This window comes from Campylobacter sp. BCW_6463, from assembly GCF_001762785.1.
GTDB classification, from domain to species: Bacteria; Campylobacterota; Campylobacteria; order Campylobacterales; family Campylobacteraceae; genus Campylobacter_D; species Campylobacter_D jejuni.
Map to the genome: position 1 here is coordinate 1 of NZ_MJXL01000059.1, position 21,313 is coordinate 21,313.

The following is a 21,313-nucleotide window of genomic DNA, read 5'->3' on the forward strand; positions in this document are numbered from 1 at the left end:
TCTTGATATTGTGCTTCATTAAAGTTATATATCTCATCCAAAGTAGATTTATGTATCTTAAAATCTTCAGGAAGTCCTGCAGCTTTGTTAAAATCACTTCCCATATAGCCATCTTTATCTACACTATAACCATAGGCTGTATTAGTAGAAGTATTACTTATATCTGCTTGTTTGTATTTTAGAGTATAAATAGAGTTTTTAAATTCACTTGATATATCATAGTTAGGAGAATTTGTCTTACTACTTATACTAAAATTAGTGTTATTGCTAGTATTTGTTGTATTAGTAGAATTTAATACTTCACTTCTTGCTAGGGTTTGTGAATTTGCATTTTGAATTTCATTTAATTTACTAGCATTTTGTTTTAAAAAAGCATTAGCAAAACTTATTTTAGAATTTTCTTTACTTTCTTTATTAGCTTTTGCTTGTGAAAGTATAGAATTATAGTTTGAGTTATCATTGATGCTAAAAGATACTCATATTAATTCCTTGATTTAGATTTTTTTGCCTTCAACCTAAATATATTAAAATAATATAAGCAAGATCTGTTCCGTTTTGGGGTGGAGTTATTTTTCTAAATAAATTTTTAAAGCCCTTTCATAGTCTTCTTTAGTATCAATCCCCATGCTTGTTGTTGAAATTTCAAGCATTTTGATTTTTTTACCATTTTCTATAGCTCTTAACTGCTCTAACTTTTCCGCTCTTTCAAGTGCAGAACTTGATAAAGAACAAAACTCCCTTAAAGCTTTGACACTATAAGCGTAAATGCCTAAATGCCCTTTAAAACTTTCCTCGTAATTTTCTCTTTCATAAGGGATTTTAACTCTTGAAAAATACAAGGCATACCCTTCTTTATCGCAAAGCACTTTAACCAGATTAGGATCCATAGCTTCTTCTTGAGTAATTTTTTTATAACAACTCGCCATAAAAGCTTTTTTATCCAAGCAAGAACTTGCAAATTTTTTAAATTTTAATAAATTTTCACATTCTATAAAAGGCTCATCAGCTTGGACATTAATAATAATCTCATCATCTTTTAAAGATAGTTTCTTACAAGCTTCATTAATCCTATCCGTACCACTTTCATGATCTTTGCTTGTTAAAACCGCATTTAGACCATATTCTTTAGTGATACTTAAAACCTTTTCATCGTCTAAAGCTATACAAACTTCATCCACACTACTTACCCTTCTTGCAGTAGCCACAAACATAGGCACTCCACCTATATCACATAAAATTTTCTCATGAAAACGACTTGATTTTAATCTTGCAGGAATAATAATCATTTTTGCATCCAATCTAAAATTTCTTTTTTTATATTTTTGGCTTCAAATACCTTTTCATCGCTATTTTTCAAGTCAAATAAAGCCAAAATTTCATCTTTAACTTGGACATTAAACTCTTTAGCTATAAATTTTAAATCTTCTTTTTCATTCTTAGAATCCCTATCATATAAAGCTTTTATCATACTTGGAGTAAATTTTGTCCATTCTGCTGTAGAGGTAATAATGCTAGGTTTTAAAGGATCAAGCATTTTAAAACAAGTTGCGGTGTGTGGATCGATTAAAATCTTACTTTGTTTGATAAATTGCATACATTCTTCATCGGTGCAAAAATCCGCCTCAAAATCTTCTTGCAAACTTTGTAATTCTTCTTTTTCAAGTTTAAAATATCTCTCATTTTTTAACAAATTCATCAGTTCTTTAGTTCTTTTATCTTTAAATTTCGCAAATAAGAGTCTTTCGATATTAGATGAAACAAGTATATCCATAGCTGGAGAAATAGTCTTCTTAAGACTTTTTTCACGCAAATCATAAACGCCCTGATTAAAAAATTCACTCAAAATATTATTCGCATTTGAAGCGATTTTGATTTTTGAAATTTTAGCTCCCATTTTTTTAGCATAAAAAGCTCCTAAAGCATTGCCAAAATTTCCACTTGGAACGATGATTTGCACTTCTTCTAAAAACTCATTAAAAAGTTTTAAACTCGCATAATAATGATAAATAATCTGAAATAAAATACGTCCAAAATTTACAGAATTTGCTGCGCAAAGCTCATAATTTAAAGCTTTAATTTCATTTTGAAAATCTTTTGAAAAAAGCAATTCTTTTAAAGTGTGCTGCGCTGCATCAAAATCCTCATCTATGGCAAAAACTTTCAAATTATCCTTATCTAAAGCTCGCATTTGCAACTCTTGAACTCCACTTGTACCACCTTTTGGATACATACAAACTACTTTAACATTTTCTGCATTTTCAAAACTTTTTAAAGTTGCAGGTCCCGTATCGCCACTTGTAGCACAGATAATTAAAATATTTTTATCCTTTGAAAATTCGCTTAAAAGCACGCCAAAAGGCTGTAAAGCCATATCTTTAAAAGCTCTTGTAGGCCCATGCCAAAGCTCGTTAATATAGGTTTTTTCAGAGATTTTTTGCAAAGAAATAGGTGTATTTTTATCATCAAAGCTTTCATAACTTTTCAAAGCCTTTTTAAAAAGCTCTTCTTCGCCAAAACCAAAACTTTCTATAAGCTTTAAAGCAAAATCTTTATAAGATAAATTGGCATATTTTTCTCCTTCAAAAATAGGTAAATTTAAAGGCGAATAAAGTCCTCCTTCTGGAGCGTTTGGGTTAATCAAAGCTTCCTTAAAGCTTGATACATTATTTACATTTCTACTCTCGACCAATTTCATTGCTCAAACTCCTTAATATAAGTTCTAATTTGTTCTTTTAGTGTATCTTTTAAATCTATATTTAACTCTATAATTTGACATTTAAAACCAAAATCTTTAACTTTAACAAAATCCTTAAAAGTAAGCATTAGTGTATCGCAATTATGTTTTTTTAGCAAATTTTCTAATTCTTCTTTTTTAAACTCATAATGATCTTTAAAAAAATAACAAGCCCTTGCTTTGATAAAATGCTCATACAATCTAAAAGGTTTAGCAATAGCAGTTACCAAAACAGCCTTTGGATTTTCTTTTACAAAAGAATAACGCACAAAATCCCTACCTTCTAATGCAATAAAATCAGCCCTTTTTTCATAAAATTTTGGCAAACGATAAGCTCCACTTGGTAAGGTAAAATTAAAATAAGGTTTGATTTTACTTTCAAGCAAAATATCAAATTTTTTAATATGAAATTTAGAAAAAGCATCATCAAGTATAACGATTTTAGCTCCCAACTCAAAAGCTTTTTCAATACCTTTTACTCTATCTTCACTTACAATCACACCTTTGATATTTTCTTCAAAAGCATACTCCATAGCTTCATCGCCACTTTGTGCTAAGGTGCATAAAATTTCATTTTGATTTTTAACAACAAACAAACCTTTAGATTTTCTTTTATAGCCCCTAAGCACTATAAAAACGTCATCAAATTCCCTTGCTATAGCTTTGCAAAGCGGGGTTTTTCCATTACCTCCAAAACTTAAATTACCAACGCTAATAACAGGCTTTTTAAAAACTATTTTTTTACGAAAAAAAGTATTTAAAATCGCAAAAAAAGCATAAAGCACACTTAAAGGTAAAAGTACAAAAGCAAGACATTTTTGCCAAAAATTAGGCTTAAAAAAATAATTATCAAGCCAAAGTTCATAATTTTTTTCTTCACTCATTGTTTAAATTTCCAAAATTTCAGGCATTTTTCCCTTAAAAGCATTTTTTTGCATGCGATTTTTTAACATAGCAATCAAAGAAGGATCAAGCGTTCTTAAAAGTTTTTCGTCATTAGTTTCTAAGGCTTTTAAACCTTCATCGATTTTTGCATAAGAAAAACCTAAATCCCCCTCATCGCTTTGATTTTCCCAAAGATCCGCACTTGGAGCTTTTTTGATAAAATTTTCATGCAAATTAAGGTATTTTGCTAAGGCATAAATTTCACTTTTATAAAGCGATCCTATAGGATTAAAAGCACAAGCTAAATCCCCATAAATCGTACCATAACCCAAAAGTAATTCGCTTTTATTAGAAGTGCCTATGACTAAAGAATTTTTCAAAGCAGAATAATCATAAAGCAAACTCATTCTAATGCGAGCTGCAAAATTTCCTAACGATACTAGAGTAGTATTTTCACTTTGCTTTATAAAAGCATCTAAAATGCTTTGAATTTCTATGATTTTATATTCAAGATTTAAATCCGCACAAAGCCTTAAAGCATCTTCGAGATTGGCTTTATTTGAAATTTGAGTTGGCATTAAAAGAGCAAAAACATTCTCTTTTAAAGCTATTTTGCAAAGCGTTGCTACTAAAGCAGAATCAATCCCGCCACTAAGCCCCAAAACCACACCTTGACTTTGAGAATTTTTCACTTTTTCTTGTATAAAATCACACATTTTTTCTGTTATCTTTTGCCAATCCATAAAGCTTGCCTTTTAAAAATTTAATGTATAATTATATTTATTTAAGGCAAATTTTTCATTAAAGAGGCAAAAAATGCAAATTATCAAACAAGCTTGTGGAGCTTATGAGACAAATTGTTATATTTTATTTGGTGAGCATGGAGAAATTATCATTGATCCTGGTTTTGATGCACTAAATTTCATCAAAAAACATGTAAAAAATCCTTTAGCGATTTTAAATACTCACGGACATTACGATCATGTTTGGGATAATGAAAAAGTAAAACAAGCCTATCAAATCCCTATTTATATTCATAAAAATGATGCTTTTATGCTTGAAGATCCTTTTAATCAAGGTTTTATATCTAGCAAAGCGGATTATTTGATTGATGATGAAAATATCATTTCTATAGGCGGATTTGATTTTAAATTTCACTTTTTACCAGGACATACGCCAGGTTGCACTATGATAGAAATTGTAGGTAAAAATATCATATTTAGTGGAGATTTTTTATTTTATAGAAGCATAGGAAGATGGGATTTTCCTTATTCAGATGCAAATTTAATGAAACAAAGCTTAGAAAAAGTTATGACTTACAAAGAAGATTTTAAACTTTTACCAGGACATGGACAAGAGACTACTTTAAAAAAAGAACAAGCCCATTTACCCTCTTGGCTTAGATACTTTTAAGGTATATTAAAATGGAATTAGATCAAATTTTATTATATGCTTTTATTTTTTTAAATCTTTTTGCTCTTTTTGGTTTATTTTTGGGAAATAAAAAGAAAAATCAATTTAACGATAAAAAATTTTATAAAATCTGCCCATGTAAAAAAATGGCAGAAAATGGATCTTTAAGTACCATTTGTATTTATTCAGCTGTGGGAGGATTTTTTTATAGTGTATTGTCTATAGGTTTTATAGGTTTTGGTAATTGGATTTTAAATTTTATTTTTTTACTTGCATTATTAAGCGTTTTTTTAGGGTGGAAATTAAAGCTTGATTGAAAAATATTTTTAAGAAAAATCCATTGATTTTTCTTAATTTTTATTTAAAAGTTGTACCACCATCAACGATGAAAGTATGTCCTGTCACCCAACTTGCCTTACTTGAACAAAGAAAAAGACATGCTCCAGCCAAATCTTCAGGCTGCCCCATGCGATTTAAAGGGCTTAAATTTATAGTAGCCTGTTTTACTTCTTCATAATTTGTAAAAGCTCTTAAAGCATCGGTTTCAATAGGCCCACCACTTACGACATTTACACGGATATTTTTTTCTCCAAGTTCAGTAGCTGCATATCTTGCCATAGCTTCTACAGCAGCTTTTGCTGTACCATGACCTGAATAATTTTCTATATACACTAAATTTCCTGTAGATGAAATAGAAATAATGCTTCCACCCCCTACTTTTTCCATCCTTTTAGCTGATTCTTGAGCTCCTACCACAAAAGCATTTACTGTGGCGGTAAAAATGTTATTAATTCCCTTTGGTTTTAACTTCATAAATTTAGTATAACCACCTACAACCGCACGTCCTGAAATGATAGCATTTGAGATAAAATAATCCACTCTATTAAAATCCACATCAATTTTTTCAAAAAGTTCTTTATAGGTTTCAGGTTCTAAGATATTAAATTCATAAGCTCTAGCTTTGATTTTATAATTTTTCTCCAAATCTTGCACCATTTCATCAGCAATTTGCGCATTAGAATTATAAGTAAAAGCTATATTTGCACCCACTTTAGCAAATTCATAAACTATAGCTTTGCCTATCCCGCGAGTTCCACCGCTGATTACTAAAGTTTTTCCTTGAAATTCTGTATTCATTAAAATCCTTTGATCTTATATTTTTTCATCACTTCTTCAATTTTAGCAAAATTTTCCTTATTTGGAGGACAAAGAGGAAGTCTAAACTCCAAACTTTCTATCAATCCAGCTATATACATAGCCGTTTTAATAGGAATAGGATTACTTTCACAAAATAAAATTTTATTGATATTATAAAGCTCATCATTGATTTTTTTAGCTTCTTTATAATTTTCATCTAAAGCAAAATGAGTTAAAGCGCTAATCATATCGGGTAATAAATTTGAAGTTACTGAAATCACTCCCTTTCCACCATTTGAAAGTATAGGATAATTGATCGCATCTTCTCCCGAAATAAGCATCATTCTAGGTTCATGCGCAAGCAAATCCACACACTTATCGATATTTCCACTCGCTTCTTTTACTCCATAAATATTTTCACAATCTCTAAAAAGCTTGATAATAGTATCTGTTGAAATTTCACAACCTGTTCTTCCTGGAACATTATATAAAAGCACAGGAATATCTACACTTTGTGCAATAGCCTTATAATGCTCGTAAAGTCCTTGTTGCGTAGGTTTATTATAATATGGCGCCACACTTAAAATCCCATCAGCACCATGTTCTTTAGCAAATTTAGCTAAATCCACTGCCTCATGAGTTGCATTACTTCCCGCACCTGCTAAAACCTTAACCTTAGTTCCTTTACAAGTCTCAACGGCTATCTCTATACAAGTTCTATGTTCTTCATGAGTTAAAGTTGCACTTTCTCCTGTTGTTCCTACTGGAACTACTGCATCGATGCCATTTTCTATTTGTCTTTTAATCAATCTTGCATAACTTTGCTCATCAACTTTTCCATTTTTAAATGGTGTAATAAGAGCAGTCATCGCCCCAATAATAATATTTTTATCCATTTGAATCCTTTCTTAGAATTACCGTAGTTGAATTTTCTTGAATAAAATATTTTTTAGCACAAGAAATCAAATCTTTTAATTCCAAATTTTGTATATCTTTCTCATAATCTAACAAAGGATTGATATCTCCTCTTGCTAGATATGAACCATAAATATTTGCCACTGCACTAGCATTGTTAAGTGAGAAAATAAAATCACTTTTAACATTATTTTTTACTCTTTGCAAATCTTTTTGAGAAATTTTACCCATTTTAAGTTTATCAATGATTTTTAAAAGCTCTTTTTCTACTTTTTCTGCATTAACATTGGGGTTACAATTACAAATAAAAATAAATAAATTTTCATCTATACAATCATTAACATAAGCATAATAATCATTGATTAAATTTAATTTATCAATCAAAATTTCACTCATTAAAGAACTTTTCCCACTTCCTAAAAGCTCAGATAAAGCATTTAAAGCAGGTATATCTTCGTGTTTGAAATTTGGAATTTTATAAGCAAGGGCTAATAGTTCAGTATCTGAGTTTTTATGCAAATATATTCTTTTTGCTCCATCTTGTTTAGGCTCTTTTGTGTGAATTTTAGGTATAGTCTTAGTATTTTTAATCTTCTCAAAATGTTTTTTTGAAAGCTCAAAAACTTCTTTACTTTCTATATCGCCACTTACAAGCAAAATCGCATTTTTAGGTTGATAGTAAATGCTGTGAAATTCTTTAATATCCTCAATACTCCAATTTTCTATATCCTTAAAAAAACCTATAGGAGTCCAATGATAAGGATGATACATAAATGCGTGATTAAAAAGTCTAAAATAAAGATATCCCAAAGGGTTATTATCTGTTCTCCATCTACGCTCTTCTAAAACCACTGCTCTTTCAGGCTGAAATTCTTCATCTTTTAAATTTAAATTCGCCATAAGTTCTGCAAAAAGCTCTAAAGCTTTATCTAAATTTTTCTTCGCACATTTAATATAATAATGAGTATAGTCAAAACCTGTGCTTGCATTATCCACACCACCAAAACCCTTAACAATCTCATCAAATTCGCCAGCTTTTAAATTTTTAGTACTTTTAAAATTTAAATGTTCTAGCATATGAGCTATGCCACTTTTTCCCATGATCTCATTTCTTGAACCCACTTTATAAAAAATATCAACGCTAATCACATCGCTATTTTTATTTACAGGCAAAGCATAAACTTCAAGCTTGTTTTTTAATTGAATTTTTTCATAAGCAATCATTTTAAATTTACCCCAACAGCTTCACTAATATGTAAAAAACCATCTTTTCTTAAAAGCTCTATAAGATTTTGATTGATATTTTTTACCAAAGAAGGACCTTTAAAAATCAAAGCTGTATAAACTTGCACCAAATTAGCCCCATTTTTAATACGCTCATAAGCAATATCAGCACTATCAATCCCTCCACTTGCAATAAGCAAGGTTTTACCAAAAAGAATCTTAGCTACTTCTTTGAAAAAAATACCACTTTTTTCCGTAATCAGCCTTCCGCTAATACCACCAAAAGTACGATTATTATCTAACAAGCTATAATCAACACTGGTATTGGCTAATATAAACCCATCTGCACCTTTTTTAATGGCATTTTCACATAAATTTAAAGCATCATCTATTTTCATATCAGGAGCAATTTTTATCAAAATAGGCTTAGAAGTGATTTTTTTGGCTTCTTCAAGCAAGGTATTTAAAAAATCATCATTTTGCAACTCTCTTAAATTTTTAGTATTAGGAGATGAGATATTAACGATAAAATAATCACACAAATCCTTAAAATCTCTAAACAAAGTAAAATAATCCTCCAAGGCTTTGTCATTTGGAGTGATTTTATTTTTCCCTATATTTACCCCTAAAGGCAAAACAAAAGGATAAGTTTTTGCAAGCCTTAAAGCAATCTTTTCAGCACCTTCGTTGTTAAAACCCATAGCATTTTGTATACTTTCTTGTTTTACAAGTCTAAATAGGCGTGGCTTTTCATTGCCTTCTTGAGGTTTTGGGGTAAAAGTTCCCACTTCCAAAAAGCCAAATCCTAAAGCACTCAAAGGTCTTATCATGGTAGCATTTTTATCAAAGCCTCCTGCTAAACCCACAGGATTGTTAAAATCAAGTCCAAGTAAATTTTGCCTTAAACTCTCATCATCAACTATATATTTATGCGCTAAAAAACTTAAAGATCCTGGAAAACTAGCGCTTAAAGTCCTTAAGCTATATTCAACCAAAGCGTGTGCATGCTCAGGGTTTAACTTAAAAAGTAAAGGTTTTATCATTTCATAAGCCATTTTTTAATCCTTTTTGAAATTCTAACTAAAATTAACTAAAGCTAGGCTTTGTTTTTTCTTTGCTTTTAAATTTTTGATACAAAGAACAAGTTTGTAAAAGCTCTTCATCTTTACCTATTGCCAATACCTTGCCCTTATCCAATACTACTATTTTATCTGCATTTTCTATAGTGCTTAAACGATGTGCAACCACTAAAATCAATCTATCTTGTTTTAAATTTTCTATAGTTTTAACTATGGCTTTTTCACTTTCATTATCCAAAGCTGAAGTTGCTTCATCAAAAATAAGCACATCAGGATTTTTGTATAAAGCTCTAGCGATTGCTATTCTTTGTTTTTGCCCTCCACTTAAGTTCTTACCATGTTCTTTCACTTCAGCCCAAATCCCGCCCATTTCTTTAACAAATTCATAGGCATTGGCCAATTTTAAAGCTTGGACGACTTTTTCTTCTTCTAACTCTTCGCTATAAGCAATATTTGCAGCAAAGCTATCATTAAAAAGATAAATATTTTGCGTTACAAGTCCTATTTTAGCATGTAAGCTTTCTATAGTAAAAGTGCTAATATCTTCTTGATTGAGTAAAATTTTACCTTTTTGCTTTTCATAAAAATACATCAAAAGATTAATAATAGAAGATTTACCACCCCCACTTGTCCCTACAAGAGCAAGCATTTGCCCTTTAACAAAATCAAAATTTACGCCTTTTAAAACACTTTTATACGGGTTTTCATAAGCAAATTCAACATTTTCAAAGCTAATTTTTTCAATGTTTTTTAATTCTTTGCTTCCACCTTTAATTTGAGGTTCTAAATCCAATAAATAAAAAGTTCTTTCACTTGCCGCAACAGCACCTTGAAGCTTTCCATATAAAGACGAAAGACGCTTTAAAGGAGTATATATCGCAAAAAGTGCTGAAACAAAACTGATAAAACTTCCCACACTCATAGAACCATTGATAACCTCTCTACCCCCTACAATAATCACCACAGCAACCCCAACAGAACCCATCATATCCATTAAAGGACTTGTAAGTGCATCAATACGTGCGGATTTTAGGTTTAATTTACATAAAGTATCATTATGCTTGGCAAATTTATCACTTTCTTTTTTTTCATTATCATTAGCTTTGATCAATTCAATATTTGAAAAAATTTCACCCAAATAAGAAAGTAAATCCGAATTTGTCTCTTGTATATTTCTTGCATATTTTTTAAGTTTTTTAGCAAACCACACCAAAGGGAAAATAGCTAAAGGCAAAATCACTAAAGCAAAAAAAGCCAAAGTAGGACTTTGATACAAGACTACCGAAAGCAGTCCTATAGCAGTTAAAAGCTCTCTAAAAAAATCAGGAATAATGTTTGATACTATGCTTTGAAGCGCATTAATATCATTAGTACAACGACTTACAAGCTCTCCACTTCTATAGCGTTTAAAAAAATCCATATCCAAGCGTAAAATATTTTTTAAGACCCTAGCACGCAATACTCTTAACATATCTGTTCCTATAAAAGAAACATAAAAACTTTGCAAATAAGTTCCAAGATTTTTAAAAAAATACATCAATACTAGCAAAAAAGGCACTGTATAAAGTAAAGCTTCATTTTTTTCAACGAAAATATAATTTAAAATAGGCTCTAAAGCATAAAAACTTCCAGCAGTTCCTCCGCTTGCCAAAATCATACCAAAAATAGCTATAGCAAATTGTTTCCAATATCTTTTATAAAAGGGTTTAAAGCGTATTAAAACCTCTTTTAAATTCATCTCATTATGCATTTATTTTCTCCCAAATTGTTCCATTTGGAGTATCTAAAAGAGTGATTTTTTTACTACTTAATTGTTCCCTTATTGCATCAGCTGTGTTAAAATCTTTGTTTTTCTTAGCCTCAATTCTTTCTAAAATTAACTTTTCAATTTCTTCTCGTTCTTCTTTGCTTACACCCCATTGAAAATATAAAGTTGTATCCATAAAACCAAAGCCAAAAATTTTAGCTAGCTCACTTAAAGCTTCTTTGATATTTTGTTTTAAAATTTTATTTTTGCTTTCTTTATCCAACTCTAAATTTGCATTACTTATAAAATCATCCAAAAGAGCTAAGGCTTTAGAAATATTTAAATCATCATTTAAAATCTCTAAAATTTGCTTAGCAATTTCACTTTTTATTTCAATATCATTTAAAACATCAAAATCAGAAATTTCACCTAAATCTAATCTTTTTTTAAGGCGATAAAATTTATCTAAACGTTTTTTAGCATTTTCTAAATCCGATAAAGAATAATTAAAATGAGATCTATAATGAGAACTCAAAAGATAAAATCTTAAAGCCTCGCCCATAAATTCTTTTAAAGCATCTTTTATAAAAAAACTATTATTTAAACTTTTACTCATTTTTTCGCCATCAATTTTTACAAAACCATTGTGAAGCCAAACATTTGCTAATTTTCTCTTACATCCACAACGACATTGCGCAGCTTCATTTTCATGATGAGGAAAAAGCAAATCTATCCCTCCAGCATGTATATCAAGAGTATTTTCAAAAATAGAATCAATCATAGCAACACATTCAGTATGCCAACCTGGACGCCCTTTGCCAAATTCACTTTCGTAAAAATTTTCATCAAATTTCCAAAGCACAAAATCGCTTTCATTTCTTTTTTGCACTTCATTACTTAGACGAGAGATGTTTTCTTCTAAATTGCGATTTGATAGGCTTAAATATTTTTCATCTTTACTTGTATCAAAATAAATTCCATCTTCTAGAGTATAAACAAACCCATCCTTAGCAAGCTTTTTAATCAAATCAAGCATAGCTGTTATATAATGCGTTGCACGAGGTTTAAAATCAGGATCTAATACATTTAAAACCCTCATATCCTCTTCATAACTTTTGATATAAAATTCCGTAATTTCCTCTAAAGTTTGACCACTTTGAGCCATTTTTTTCAAAATCTTATCATCAATATCTGTATAATTTCTAGCAAATTTTACCCTATTGCCCTGAGCAAGTAAAACCCTACGCAAAAGATCAAAACAAACACCACTTCTTGCATGTCCTAAATGTGCATCATCATAAACCGTAGGCCCGCATAAGTAAATACTAATATCTTTTTTATCAAGTTTTATTTTCTCTTTTGTTACACTGTCTAATAATCTCATTAAAAAACTCCTTTAAAACTTGTAAAAATTCCTATAAAAAAACTTAAAATATAAGGTTTAATCAAAATAAGCAAGATCGTAAAAACAATCAAAGCAACTATAACTAATAAGCAAATTTTAATAGATATTAAAGCAAAAAATTTCTTAAAACCAAATTCTTTGATATTAGCTCCAAGCAAATAAAAAGCACTAATAGAGCTTGAAAGTGCTACTGCAATAACCTTTAAACTTTCATCTTTAATCAAAAATATAAAAGCCATAGAACATAAAGCACTGATAATTAAAGATTTTAACGCGATACAAGCTGCTATTTTTTGTTTAAATTTTGCATAAAGCCACAAAGAAAAAAGCTTTTGTAAACCAAAAGGTAAAAGCCCTATAAGATAAGCAATCAAAACATAAGCCGTAATCACACTATCTTCGTGAGTGAAATTTCCTCTTTCAAATAAAAGCTTTGAAATTTCCAAAGCAAACACAGAACCTACAATACTAGAAGCAATAAGCAAAATGCTTAAAAGCGCTAATGCTCTTTGCATAAATTTTAAGGCTAAATTTTCTTGACCACTTTTTAAATGTTTTAAAATTTTTGGAAAAGAAACTTGAGTTAGAGCGATAGCAAAAAGTGCAAGGGGGAGTTGGAAGACACGATTTGCATAATAAAGATAAGAAATACTCCCGCTCATTAAAAAACTAGCTATAGTTGTATCAAGCAATGAGCTAAATTGAGTCGCAGAAGAACCTAAAACTCCATGAAAAAAATTGCCATAAAAACCTTGTAATTTCGCCTTGGCTTTTTTAAATTTTATACTTAAAGCCATAGCACGGATTACAGGATTGTTTTTTAAAACAAGCAAATGTAAAATAAGCTGTGCCACCCCACTTAAAACCGTTGCATAAGAAAAATAATAAAGTGTATTTTGCGGTGCATTTTTATCCACAAAAAAAGCAGCTATAACAATACTTAAGTTGAATAATGCCGCAGAAAAAGAGGTAATGAAAAATTTTTGTCTATAATTTAAAATAGCTCCTAAAAAAGTAACTAAAAAAATAAAAAACAAATACCAAAAATTAATCGCCACTAAAGGAGCTGCTAAAGCTATAGTATCTGCGTTAAATCCAAAAGCAAAAAGCTTGGTAAAAAAAGAAGAGAAAAAACTTACCAAAAGACAAAATAAAAAAACTATAAGGCTAAATTGCATCATTACACTAACGCAAAAAGCTCCCTTTTTTTTCGCTTTTACAAAATTAGGCAAAAAGCTTTGTCCAAAAGCCCCTTCTGCAAAAATTCTTCTAAAAAAAGCAGGCATTTTTAAAGCCACAAAAAAAATATCACTATAAAGCCCTGCTCCTAAAAAAAGCGCTATTAAAACATCTCTAGCAAGCCCTAAAATTCTTGAAAATAAAATTCCTAAAGCATTGATAATAAAATTTTTAAATACTAAACTCTTCATTAAATTTTTCATAGATTTCAAAATATAAAGAGAACTATTTTAACTAAAATTGATTAAAAATTGACTATAATTACATTCTTAATTTTTTACAAGGGGAAAGTTTTGGCTTTGGATGAAAAAATTATTGCCTATACAGAAAATCCAGCTCGAGAGCTTTTAAGTGTAGCTTCACGAACAAACCTTAACTTAAATGAGCTTGATTTTAATTTATTGGCATTTTCTACACAATATCGTTTTGGAGATTTAGAATGGGAAAAAATCTCTGAAAAAGAATTAACTCTTTTTGATAAAGATGAAATTTTTTTAAAAAATGATCTTCAAATCAAGCAAGAATACAAAATAGAAATTTTCCATGGTATAAACCAAAGCAAAGCATCTCAAGCAGTCAAACTAGTTGCGAATAAAAATTTAACCAAAATAGTTGCTCAAATTGATTTTGCAAATTTAGACTTTCATGAAAAACTAGCACTAGAACTTTTGCAAAATATTTATAAAAAGATGTTGAAACTTAAATTTTTGATAGGTATCCGCATTTTTGATTTTAAGAAAAATTTAATGTCTTTTTGCAACCAACATAAAAATACCCCTTTAAATAAAACTATACAAATCACCGTTGCACAAGGTATTGATCCTATAGAAAGTCAAGACGAATCTCTGATCTTAACTTATAAAGAAAAAACCAAAAACTACACTATCGATGAAAAACGCTCAGGTATTATTGCTGTTGATGAAAATGAAGTTGTTTTAAAACACACCAAATTTAAACAAGGTAAAGAAGGAAAAGACTTAAATTTACACACCTTAAAAGTTTTAGCCGCAAATGAAAATAAAGTTAATTTTTCTTGTTCTTCGGCTTTTAAACAAGTAGAGCAAGATGAATACACAGAATATATAGCTTTAAAAAAAGGTTATGTAGTACAAGATGGTGAAAAATTTGATATCGCCAATGAACTAGATTTTAATGGGGTAGATTTTAAAAATATAGGGATTATAAGAGCTGGACTAGACAAAAATGTCAAAATCAATATAAAATTTCTTTCAGAAGTAAAAGATGCTGTAAATTCTGGCGTTGGGATAGAATGTGAAGAATTAAATGTAGTCGGAAGCATAGGAAGCAACACTCAACTTAATGCCACTAAAATGAAAATTGAAGGCACTACACACTCTAAAGCCAAAATTCAAGCCAAACAAGCCTATATAAAAACTCATAGAGGATTTGCAGAAGCCGAAATTTTAAATATAGATTTGCTCGAAGGGGGAACAATCAAAGCCAAAGAAGTGAGAATTAAAAAAAGTTTAGGTGGAAATATACAAGCTGATAAAATCTATATAGAAAATTTAGAAAGTAATAATTCTTGTGTGTTTTTTGAAAACACTACAATAGAACGCATCAACGGGGATAACAATAAATTTCATGCCAAAATTAAAACTCTTGATAAAAATTATGATGAAGAATTTGCGATTTTAGGAGAGCAAATTTCTAAGTTAAATCATAAAATAAATAAAATAAGACAATACATTTTATCAAGCAAAAATGGAATTTTAAGCGTTGAAAAAAAGATAGCAGAACTTAAAAATCAAGGTCAAAATGTTCCTGTACAATACGAAAAAGCTCTAAAAGATTTCTCTTTACAAAATCTTGAATTAAATAAACTACAAAATGAAGAAAAAGAACTTCTTGAACGCAAAAAATCTTTACAATTAGAATTAATCAATTTACAAAAAATGCTTTTTGAAGCAACTTTTATAAATAAAAGTGGCAAATGGACTGATATGAATGAGATCAAATTTTCACTTCTAGAGCCTAAAGAAGATATTTTTTACTCTTCATTTATTAATGAAAGTGCTAAATTTATAGGTATTAAAAAAGTCATACAAAACAACCAAGAAAGTATAGAAATACATAAAAAATTAGATTATGAAGAAAAGGATATAGCATGGTTGTCGGCATCGAAGGAATAATCACAAAAAAAGAACCTACTTTTATCATTGTTAAATGTGCTAGTGGTTTAAGCTATGGGATATTTATTTCTCTTTTTTGTTCTGCTAAAATTCAAACCCAAGAAAAGCATGAGTTTTTTATCACTCAAATCATCAAAGAAGATTCTAATAAATTTTATGGCTTTTTGGATAAAGATGAACAAAAAATGTTTGAAATGCTTTTAAAAGTCAATGGAGTGGGTGCAAATACTGCTATGGCGGTATGCTCTAGTCTTGATGTAAATTCTTTTTACAAAGCGTTAAGTTTGGGCGATGAAAGCGTGCTTAAAAAAGTACCTGGCATAGGTCCAAAAAGTGCAAAACGCATTATAGTAGAACTTTCTGACACAAAAACCAAACTTGAAAGTGTAAGCGATGATAAAAGCGAAGCCTTAGCCGCACTTCTTACTCTAGGCTTTAAACAAGAAAAAATCATAAGTGTTTTAGCAAGTGCTCAAGCAACAAGCACAAGCGAACTCATCAAAGAAGCTCTTAAAAAACTAGGATAAAGGAATAAAATGAAATTTGCAATACTTTTTGGCGGAAATTCTTATGAACATGAGATCAGTATAGTAAGTGCTGTAGTGCTTAAAAAAGTTATCAATCAAAATTTAGAATTTATTTTTTGCGATGAAGAAAGAAGATTTTATCATATTCCAAGTGAAAAAATGAATTCTAAAACTTTTAGCACTAAAGCTTATAAAAAAGAAAAAGAACTCTTCATCAAACAAGGAGGTTTTTTTAGCAAAGGTTTTTTAAAAGAAAATAAACTAGAGTGCGAATGCGTGATCAATCTTATCCATGGTAGAGATGGAGAAGATGGAAAAATTGCGGCTTTATTTGAGTTTTATTCTATTAAATTTATAGGACCTAGGCTTGAAGCTAGTGTATTATCTTTTAACAAAGAACTTACCAAACTTTATGCCAAAAGCGTTGGAGTAAAAACACTTGATTATACCATGCTAAGAAAAAATCAAAACTCTAAAGAAAAGCTTAGTTTTCCTTGCATTATCAAACCTGCAAGACTTGGAAGTAGTATAGGTATTAGCATAGTAAAAGATGAAAAAGATTTAGAATACGCCAAAGATGTAGGTTTTGAATTTGATAATGATCTTGTAGTAGAAGAATTTAAAAACAATATCAAAGAATACAATCTTGCAGGATGTATGATCAATGATGGGTTTGTTTTTTCCATCATAGAAGAGCCAAAGAAAAAAGAATTTTTAGACTTTGAACAAAAATATCTTAGCTTTTCAGGACACAATGAGCTTATAGAAGCGGATTTAAGCGAAGAATTAAAAGAAAAACTCAAAGATAGCTTTAAAAAGATTTACAATCCTTTGTTTAAAGGTGCTTTAATACGCTGCGATTTTTTTATACTGGATAATGAAGTATATTTAAATGAAATCAACCCAAATCCTGGTTCTTTGGCTAATTATCTTTTTAAAGATTTTAATACCACTTTAAACGCTTTAGCTGATCAAATTTCACTTGAAAAAATGATAAAAATCAACTACAACTTCCTTCACTCCATCAACGGACAAAAAGGAAAATTATAAGCTTTTAAGTCAAAATACGCTAAATTATACATAAAATTTAGCGTATTTTAGGAAGAAAAATGCTCTCTTTTAAACAAGATGAAATTTACACTGCCACCGAGGTGGTAAGAAATTTTAGCCCCATTATGGAAAAACTCAAAAAAAGTGAAAGTGGAAAAATAGTTATTTTAAAAAATAACAAATTTGAAGCTGTAATGCTTAGTATGAAGGAATTTGAACGCTTACAAAACGCCATGCAACTTTTAGAAAATATCTACAAAAATCAAAAGGCTTAAAATGGCTCAAACTCAACTTTCTTATAAAAACAAAACTTATCAAATTTCTTATGAAATTTTAGGTGATCTTTCCTTACCGCAAATACTTATCTTACACGGCTGGGGAGCTGATAAAGAACTTATGAAGCAAAGTTTTTGTCCTTTTTTAAAAGATTTTTGTCAAATTTATATGGATTTAGCAGGTTTTGGAAATTCAAGTGTGGAAGAAATTTTAAACACTCAAGATTATGCCAATATCACAGAACTTTTTTTAAAACAAAAAAAACTCAATATCTGTTTTTTCATGGGGCATTCTTTTGGCGGAAAAGTAAGTACCCTACTCGCAAAAGAAAAAGACATCCTAATCTTACTTTCAAGTGCGGGAATTTTGGCTAAAAAATCCCTAAAAGTGCGTTTTAAAATCCGTATTTTTAAAATTTTAAAACTCTTTGGTTTGGGAAAATTTTATCGCTATTTTGCTAGTAAAGATGGAGCAAATCTTAGTCCTATGATGTATGAAACCTTTAAAAAGGTTGTTGATGAGGATTTTAGTGAAATTTTTGCCAAGCAAAAGGCTAAAAGTTTGATTTTTTGGGGAAAAAGCGATGAAGCTACGCCTTTATATTGTGGCGAGAAAATGCATCAATTTTTAAAAAATAGCACTTTTTATCCTTTAGAGGGGGATCATTTTTTCTTTTTAAAACATTCTGCTTTCATAGCTCAAAAAATTAAGGAAATTTAAATGCTTATCAATACTCTTTATTTTATTAATTCTTTATTTTTTAATTTTTGTATAGCTTTTTATCTTATGAGTGCTTTACAATGGTATTCTTATAAATTTAAACGCGTGTTTTTTCATTATCATAAACCTTTGTGGCATTTGTATTTTTTATTTATTCCTTATTTTTTATTCTTAGCTTTTCCTTTATACTCTTTGGCATATTTTGCATTGATCCATACTCCGATTTTGTATTTTTGGAACAAAGGTATAGATAAAAAGCTTGTTTTTACAAGCAAGGTTAAATGGTTTTTTGTTTTTGTTTTTGTTTATAATGCTATTTTTGCTATACTTGCTTTGCGTTTTTCTTTTCTTTTCAATCTTTTTAGCCTTCCTTTTGCTTTATTGAGTCTTAAAATTTATGAGTTTTTTACAAATTTATATTATAAAAAACAAGCCAAAACCAAACTAAGAGCCAATGAAAATTTAAAAATCATACTCATTACCGCAAGTTTTGGAAAAACAAGTATTAAAAATTTTCTATACGAACTTTTAAAAGATGACTTTAAAAGCTACAAAACACCACGCTCTGTCAATACCTTGCTAGGTATAGTTGCTGATATCAATACCAATTTAAGCCAAGATACTCAAATTTACATAGCTGAAGCAGGCGCTAGACTTAAAGGCGATATCGATGAAATCACGCGTTTTTTACAACCTCACATCAGCATAGTAGGAGAGATAGGCAATGCACATTTAGAGTATTTTAAAAGTGTTGAAAATATCCGCTCAACCAAACTTGAAGCCTTAAATTCCAAAAGACTAGAAAAGGCTTTTTTACACTCTAGCGCCCAAAAAGAAGAAGATAAACTCATTAGCCTTTATGATGATAAATTAAGTCTTATTCATTCAAGTCTTGAAGGTTTAGAATTTAGGGTAAATATAGAAAATAAATCCTATGATTTTAAAAGTCAAATTTTAGGGAATTTTAACGCGCAAAATCTTTGTGTTTGTATACTTTGCGCTCATTATCTTGGCATAAAGCTAGAAAAAATTCAAAAGCAAGTTTTAAATATAAACTCCGTAGAACATCGCTTGCAAGTGCTTTCAAGAGAGCCTAAATTTATCATAGATGATGGTTTTAATGGAAATTTTAAAGGTATGAGCACAAGCTATAAACTTTGTAAAAGCTATAAAGGACGAAAAGTTTTAGTAAGTCCTGGTATAGTGGAAGTAAGCGAAGAAGAAAATATAAAACTTGCTAAAATCATCAATGAGTGTTTTGATCTTGTTATCATTAGCGCACAAATCAATGCTGAAATTTTCAAAAAAGAGTTAAAAATAAAAACCATTATACTTAAAGAAAAGAGTCAGCTAGTTCAAACTCTGGCTAAAGAAACAAAAAACGGAGATTTAATACTCTTTTCAAACGATGCGCCTAGCTTTATGTGATTCGCATAAGTATTTGCAAATGTCATCATTTTTAATTTGACTTCGTGCAAATACTTCTTTAAACCCTAGTTTGTCCTATAAGATTATTTAATCTATCCATTATAGATCCAACATAAGAATTTATACTTTCACTACTTGCTTTCCAACCATTAGCTTTTGCTTGATTAAGCTGATTATCAAACCAAGCTCCACCATAGCCTATGCTTGTATTTTGCCAAGCAACTCCTTTTTCCATTGCATAAATACCTGCATCAAGCCAACCATCTTGTGCATAGCCTTTTAATAAACTTGCAAAATCAACTTTACCTGTCATAATGTCATCGAAATCTACATTAGAGTATTTTGGAATACTTTGTTTGGCAACATTAAGATTATAATTCATTGCTTGCGGTGCAATAGTTGTATTTTTTCCTGCAACCATATAACCACCTTCTGATTTTAAAAAGCTCATAAACAAAGCTTCTTTAGAATAACTTCCATCTTCATTTTGTGGATAAACTGACATATCAGGATTAAATCCACCTTCCATTAAAGCTCCTTGTGATAAACTTTGAGTTGATATATTTAATTTTTGCGGATAAAAATCAATACCCATCATTCCCATTTGTATTGCTTGAGCTTCATGAAATTCATCATCTGTTTTAAAAACATTAGTTACTTTTGTGTTAGAATGATTAACTAGTCCTAATGCATTATAAGGATTGGATTGATCTGAAAAATCTAAACCTTTATAGCCAACAGAAATATAACCCTTGGGCATAGAATTTATATCCGCTTCAGTGAAACTTGTTTTATTGGTATCGTTAAAAGTATGATTAACAATTTGATTAAATTGATTATAGTATTGTTTTATGGTATCAGCCATATCGATATTGGTAAAATAGCGAGAAATTCCTAGCTGTTCTTTTATGTCTTGATATTGTGCTTCATTAAAGTTATATATCTCATCCAAAGTAGATTTATGTATCTTAAAATCTTCAGGAAGTCCTGCAGCTTTGTTAAAATCACTTCCCATATAGCCATCTTTATCTACACTATAACCATAGGCTGTATTAGTAGAAGTATTACTTATATCTGCTTGTTTGTATTTTAGAGTATAAATAGAGTTTTTAAATTCACTTGATATATCATAGTTAGGAGAATTTGTCTTACTACTTATACTAAAATTAGTGTTATTGCTAGTATTTGTTGTATTAGTAGAATTTAATACTTCACTTCTTGCTAGGGTTTGTGAATTTGCATTTTGAATTTCATTTAATTTACTAGCATTTTGTTTTAAAAAAGCATTAGCAAAACTTATTTTAGAATTTTCTTTACTTTCTTTATTAGCTTTTGCTTGTGAAAGTATAGAATTATAGTTTGAGTTATCATTGATGCTAAA

Annotated in this window: 21 protein-coding genes; 8 read left to right on the top strand and 13 right to left on the bottom strand. The window is 29.7% G+C overall.

What is annotated here, in order from left to right; translation table 11 throughout:
* The 5 genes from AJ884_RS06790 to AJ884_RS06810 form a co-directional block, all read right to left on the bottom strand.
* A partial coding sequence (locus tag AJ884_RS06790) for a Cj0814 family flagellar-dependent secreted protein (RefSeq protein ID WP_410002264.1) occupies positions 1-464 on the bottom strand: 464 nt, incomplete at its 3' end.
* 102 nt (positions 465-566) lie between these two features.
* Positions 567-1,286, bottom strand: a complete 720-nt coding sequence (gene kdsB, locus AJ884_RS06795) for a 3-deoxy-manno-octulosonate cytidylyltransferase (protein WP_070278360.1) — start codon at positions 1,284-1,286, stop codon at positions 567-569.
* Positions 1,283-2,695 carry a threonine synthase gene (thrC, locus tag AJ884_RS06800; protein WP_070278337.1) on the bottom strand — a complete coding sequence of 471 codons (1,413 nt, stop codon included), beginning with the start codon at positions 2,693-2,695 and terminating at the stop codon, positions 1,283-1,285. Before thrC ends, kdsB begins: the two co-directional genes overlap by 4 nt.
* Positions 2,692-3,618 (bottom strand): tetraacyldisaccharide 4'-kinase, encoded by a 927-nt coding sequence (locus AJ884_RS06805; protein WP_070286518.1) that lies wholly within the window; start codon positions 3,616-3,618, stop codon positions 2,692-2,694. Before AJ884_RS06805 ends, thrC begins: the two co-directional genes overlap by 4 nt.
* A 3-nt stretch (positions 3,619-3,621) precedes the next feature.
* Positions 3,622-4,362 carry an NAD+ synthase gene (locus tag AJ884_RS06810; RefSeq protein ID WP_070278342.1) on the bottom strand — a complete coding sequence of 247 codons (741 nt, stop codon included), beginning with the start codon at positions 4,360-4,362 and terminating at the stop codon, positions 3,622-3,624.
* Positions 4,363-4,435: 73 nt separating this feature from the next.
* On the opposite strand from AJ884_RS06810, the gene AJ884_RS06815 reads away from it, so the two are divergent.
* Together AJ884_RS06815 and AJ884_RS06820 are read left to right on the top strand one after the other, a co-directional pair.
* The gene (locus AJ884_RS06815) at positions 4,436-5,032 is read left to right on the top strand and encodes an MBL fold metallo-hydrolase (protein WP_070278344.1); all 597 of its coding nucleotides are present in this window, start codon (positions 4,436-4,438) and stop codon (positions 5,030-5,032) included.
* Between the two features lie 11 nt (positions 5,033-5,043).
* Positions 5,044-5,349 (top strand): hypothetical protein, encoded by a 306-nt coding sequence (locus AJ884_RS06820; RefSeq protein ID WP_070278346.1) that lies wholly within the window; start codon positions 5,044-5,046, stop codon positions 5,347-5,349.
* A gap of 40 nt (positions 5,350-5,389) precedes the next feature.
* Here AJ884_RS06820 and AJ884_RS06825 read toward each other — a convergent pair whose 3' ends face one another.
* The 7 genes from AJ884_RS06825 to murJ are packed head-to-tail and all read right to left on the bottom strand — an operon-like array spanning position 5,390 to position 13,969.
* Positions 5,390-6,169 carry an enoyl-ACP reductase gene (locus AJ884_RS06825; RefSeq protein WP_070278348.1) on the bottom strand — a complete coding sequence of 260 codons (780 nt, stop codon included), beginning with the start codon at positions 6,167-6,169 and terminating at the stop codon, positions 5,390-5,392.
* The gene (dapA, locus tag AJ884_RS06830; RefSeq protein ID WP_070275152.1) at positions 6,169-7,065 is read right to left on the bottom strand and encodes a 4-hydroxy-tetrahydrodipicolinate synthase; all 897 of its coding nucleotides are present in this window, start codon (positions 7,063-7,065) and stop codon (positions 6,169-6,171) included. The genes AJ884_RS06825 and dapA overlap by 1 nt, the downstream gene beginning before the upstream one ends.
* Entirely contained in the window at positions 7,058-8,308 is a 1,251-nt protein-coding gene (locus tag AJ884_RS06835; protein WP_070278352.1) for a M16 family metallopeptidase, read from the bottom strand. Before AJ884_RS06835 ends, dapA begins: the two co-directional genes overlap by 8 nt.
* Complete coding sequence (locus tag AJ884_RS06840) at positions 8,305-9,363, bottom strand: quinone-dependent dihydroorotate dehydrogenase (protein ID WP_070286519.1); 1,059 nt, start codon at positions 9,361-9,363, stop codon at positions 8,305-8,307. The genes AJ884_RS06835 and AJ884_RS06840 overlap by 4 nt, the downstream gene beginning before the upstream one ends.
* A gap of 31 nt (positions 9,364-9,394) precedes the next feature.
* Complete coding sequence (locus AJ884_RS06845; protein ID WP_052949987.1) at positions 9,395-11,137, bottom strand: ABC transporter ATP-binding protein; 1,743 nt, start codon at positions 11,135-11,137, stop codon at positions 9,395-9,397.
* Positions 11,130-12,518: a cysteine--tRNA ligase gene (gene cysS / locus AJ884_RS06850; protein ID WP_070275155.1), complete on the bottom strand. Its 1,389-nt coding sequence runs from the start codon at positions 12,516-12,518 to the stop codon at positions 11,130-11,132. Before cysS ends, AJ884_RS06845 begins: the two co-directional genes overlap by 8 nt.
* Positions 12,518-13,969, bottom strand: coding sequence for a murein biosynthesis integral membrane protein MurJ (murJ, locus tag AJ884_RS06855; RefSeq protein WP_044779412.1), 1,452 nt, complete (start codon positions 13,967-13,969; stop codon positions 12,518-12,520). The genes cysS and murJ overlap by 1 nt, the downstream gene beginning before the upstream one ends.
* 102 nt (positions 13,970-14,071) lie before the next feature.
* Here murJ and AJ884_RS06860 point away from each other — a divergent pair, with 102 nt between their 5' ends.
* The 6 genes from AJ884_RS06860 to AJ884_RS06885 are packed head-to-tail and all read left to right on the top strand — an operon-like array spanning position 14,072 to position 19,932.
* Complete coding sequence (locus AJ884_RS06860; RefSeq protein ID WP_070286520.1) at positions 14,072-15,931, top strand: flagellar assembly protein A; 1,860 nt, start codon at positions 14,072-14,074, stop codon at positions 15,929-15,931.
* Positions 15,907-16,458, top strand: coding sequence for a Holliday junction branch migration protein RuvA (gene ruvA / locus AJ884_RS06865; protein WP_052949981.1), 552 nt, complete (start codon positions 15,907-15,909; stop codon positions 16,456-16,458). Before AJ884_RS06860 ends, ruvA begins: the two co-directional genes overlap by 25 nt.
* Positions 16,459-16,467: 9 nt before the next feature.
* Entirely contained in the window at positions 16,468-17,508 is a 1,041-nt protein-coding gene (locus tag AJ884_RS06870; protein ID WP_070286521.1) for a D-alanine--D-alanine ligase, read from the top strand.
* A gap of 59 nt (positions 17,509-17,567) precedes the next feature.
* A complete protein-coding gene (locus tag AJ884_RS06875; protein WP_002852622.1) occupies positions 17,568-17,783 on the top strand; it encodes a type II toxin-antitoxin system Phd/YefM family antitoxin in 216 nt (71 codons plus the stop codon).
* Position 17,784: 1 nt separating this feature from the next.
* Positions 17,785-18,504 (top strand): alpha/beta fold hydrolase, encoded by a 720-nt coding sequence (locus tag AJ884_RS06880; protein ID WP_052949979.1) that lies wholly within the window; start codon positions 17,785-17,787, stop codon positions 18,502-18,504.
* Positions 18,505-19,932 (top strand): Mur ligase family protein, encoded by a 1,428-nt coding sequence (locus tag AJ884_RS06885; protein ID WP_070243600.1) that lies wholly within the window; start codon positions 18,505-18,507, stop codon positions 19,930-19,932.
* 58 nt (positions 19,933-19,990) lie between these two features.
* Here the strand turns inward: AJ884_RS06885 and AJ884_RS06890 are convergent.
* Positions 19,991-21,313 (bottom strand): Cj0814 family flagellar-dependent secreted protein (locus AJ884_RS06890; protein WP_261660576.1); only part of this gene is annotated, 1,323 nt, incomplete at its 5' end.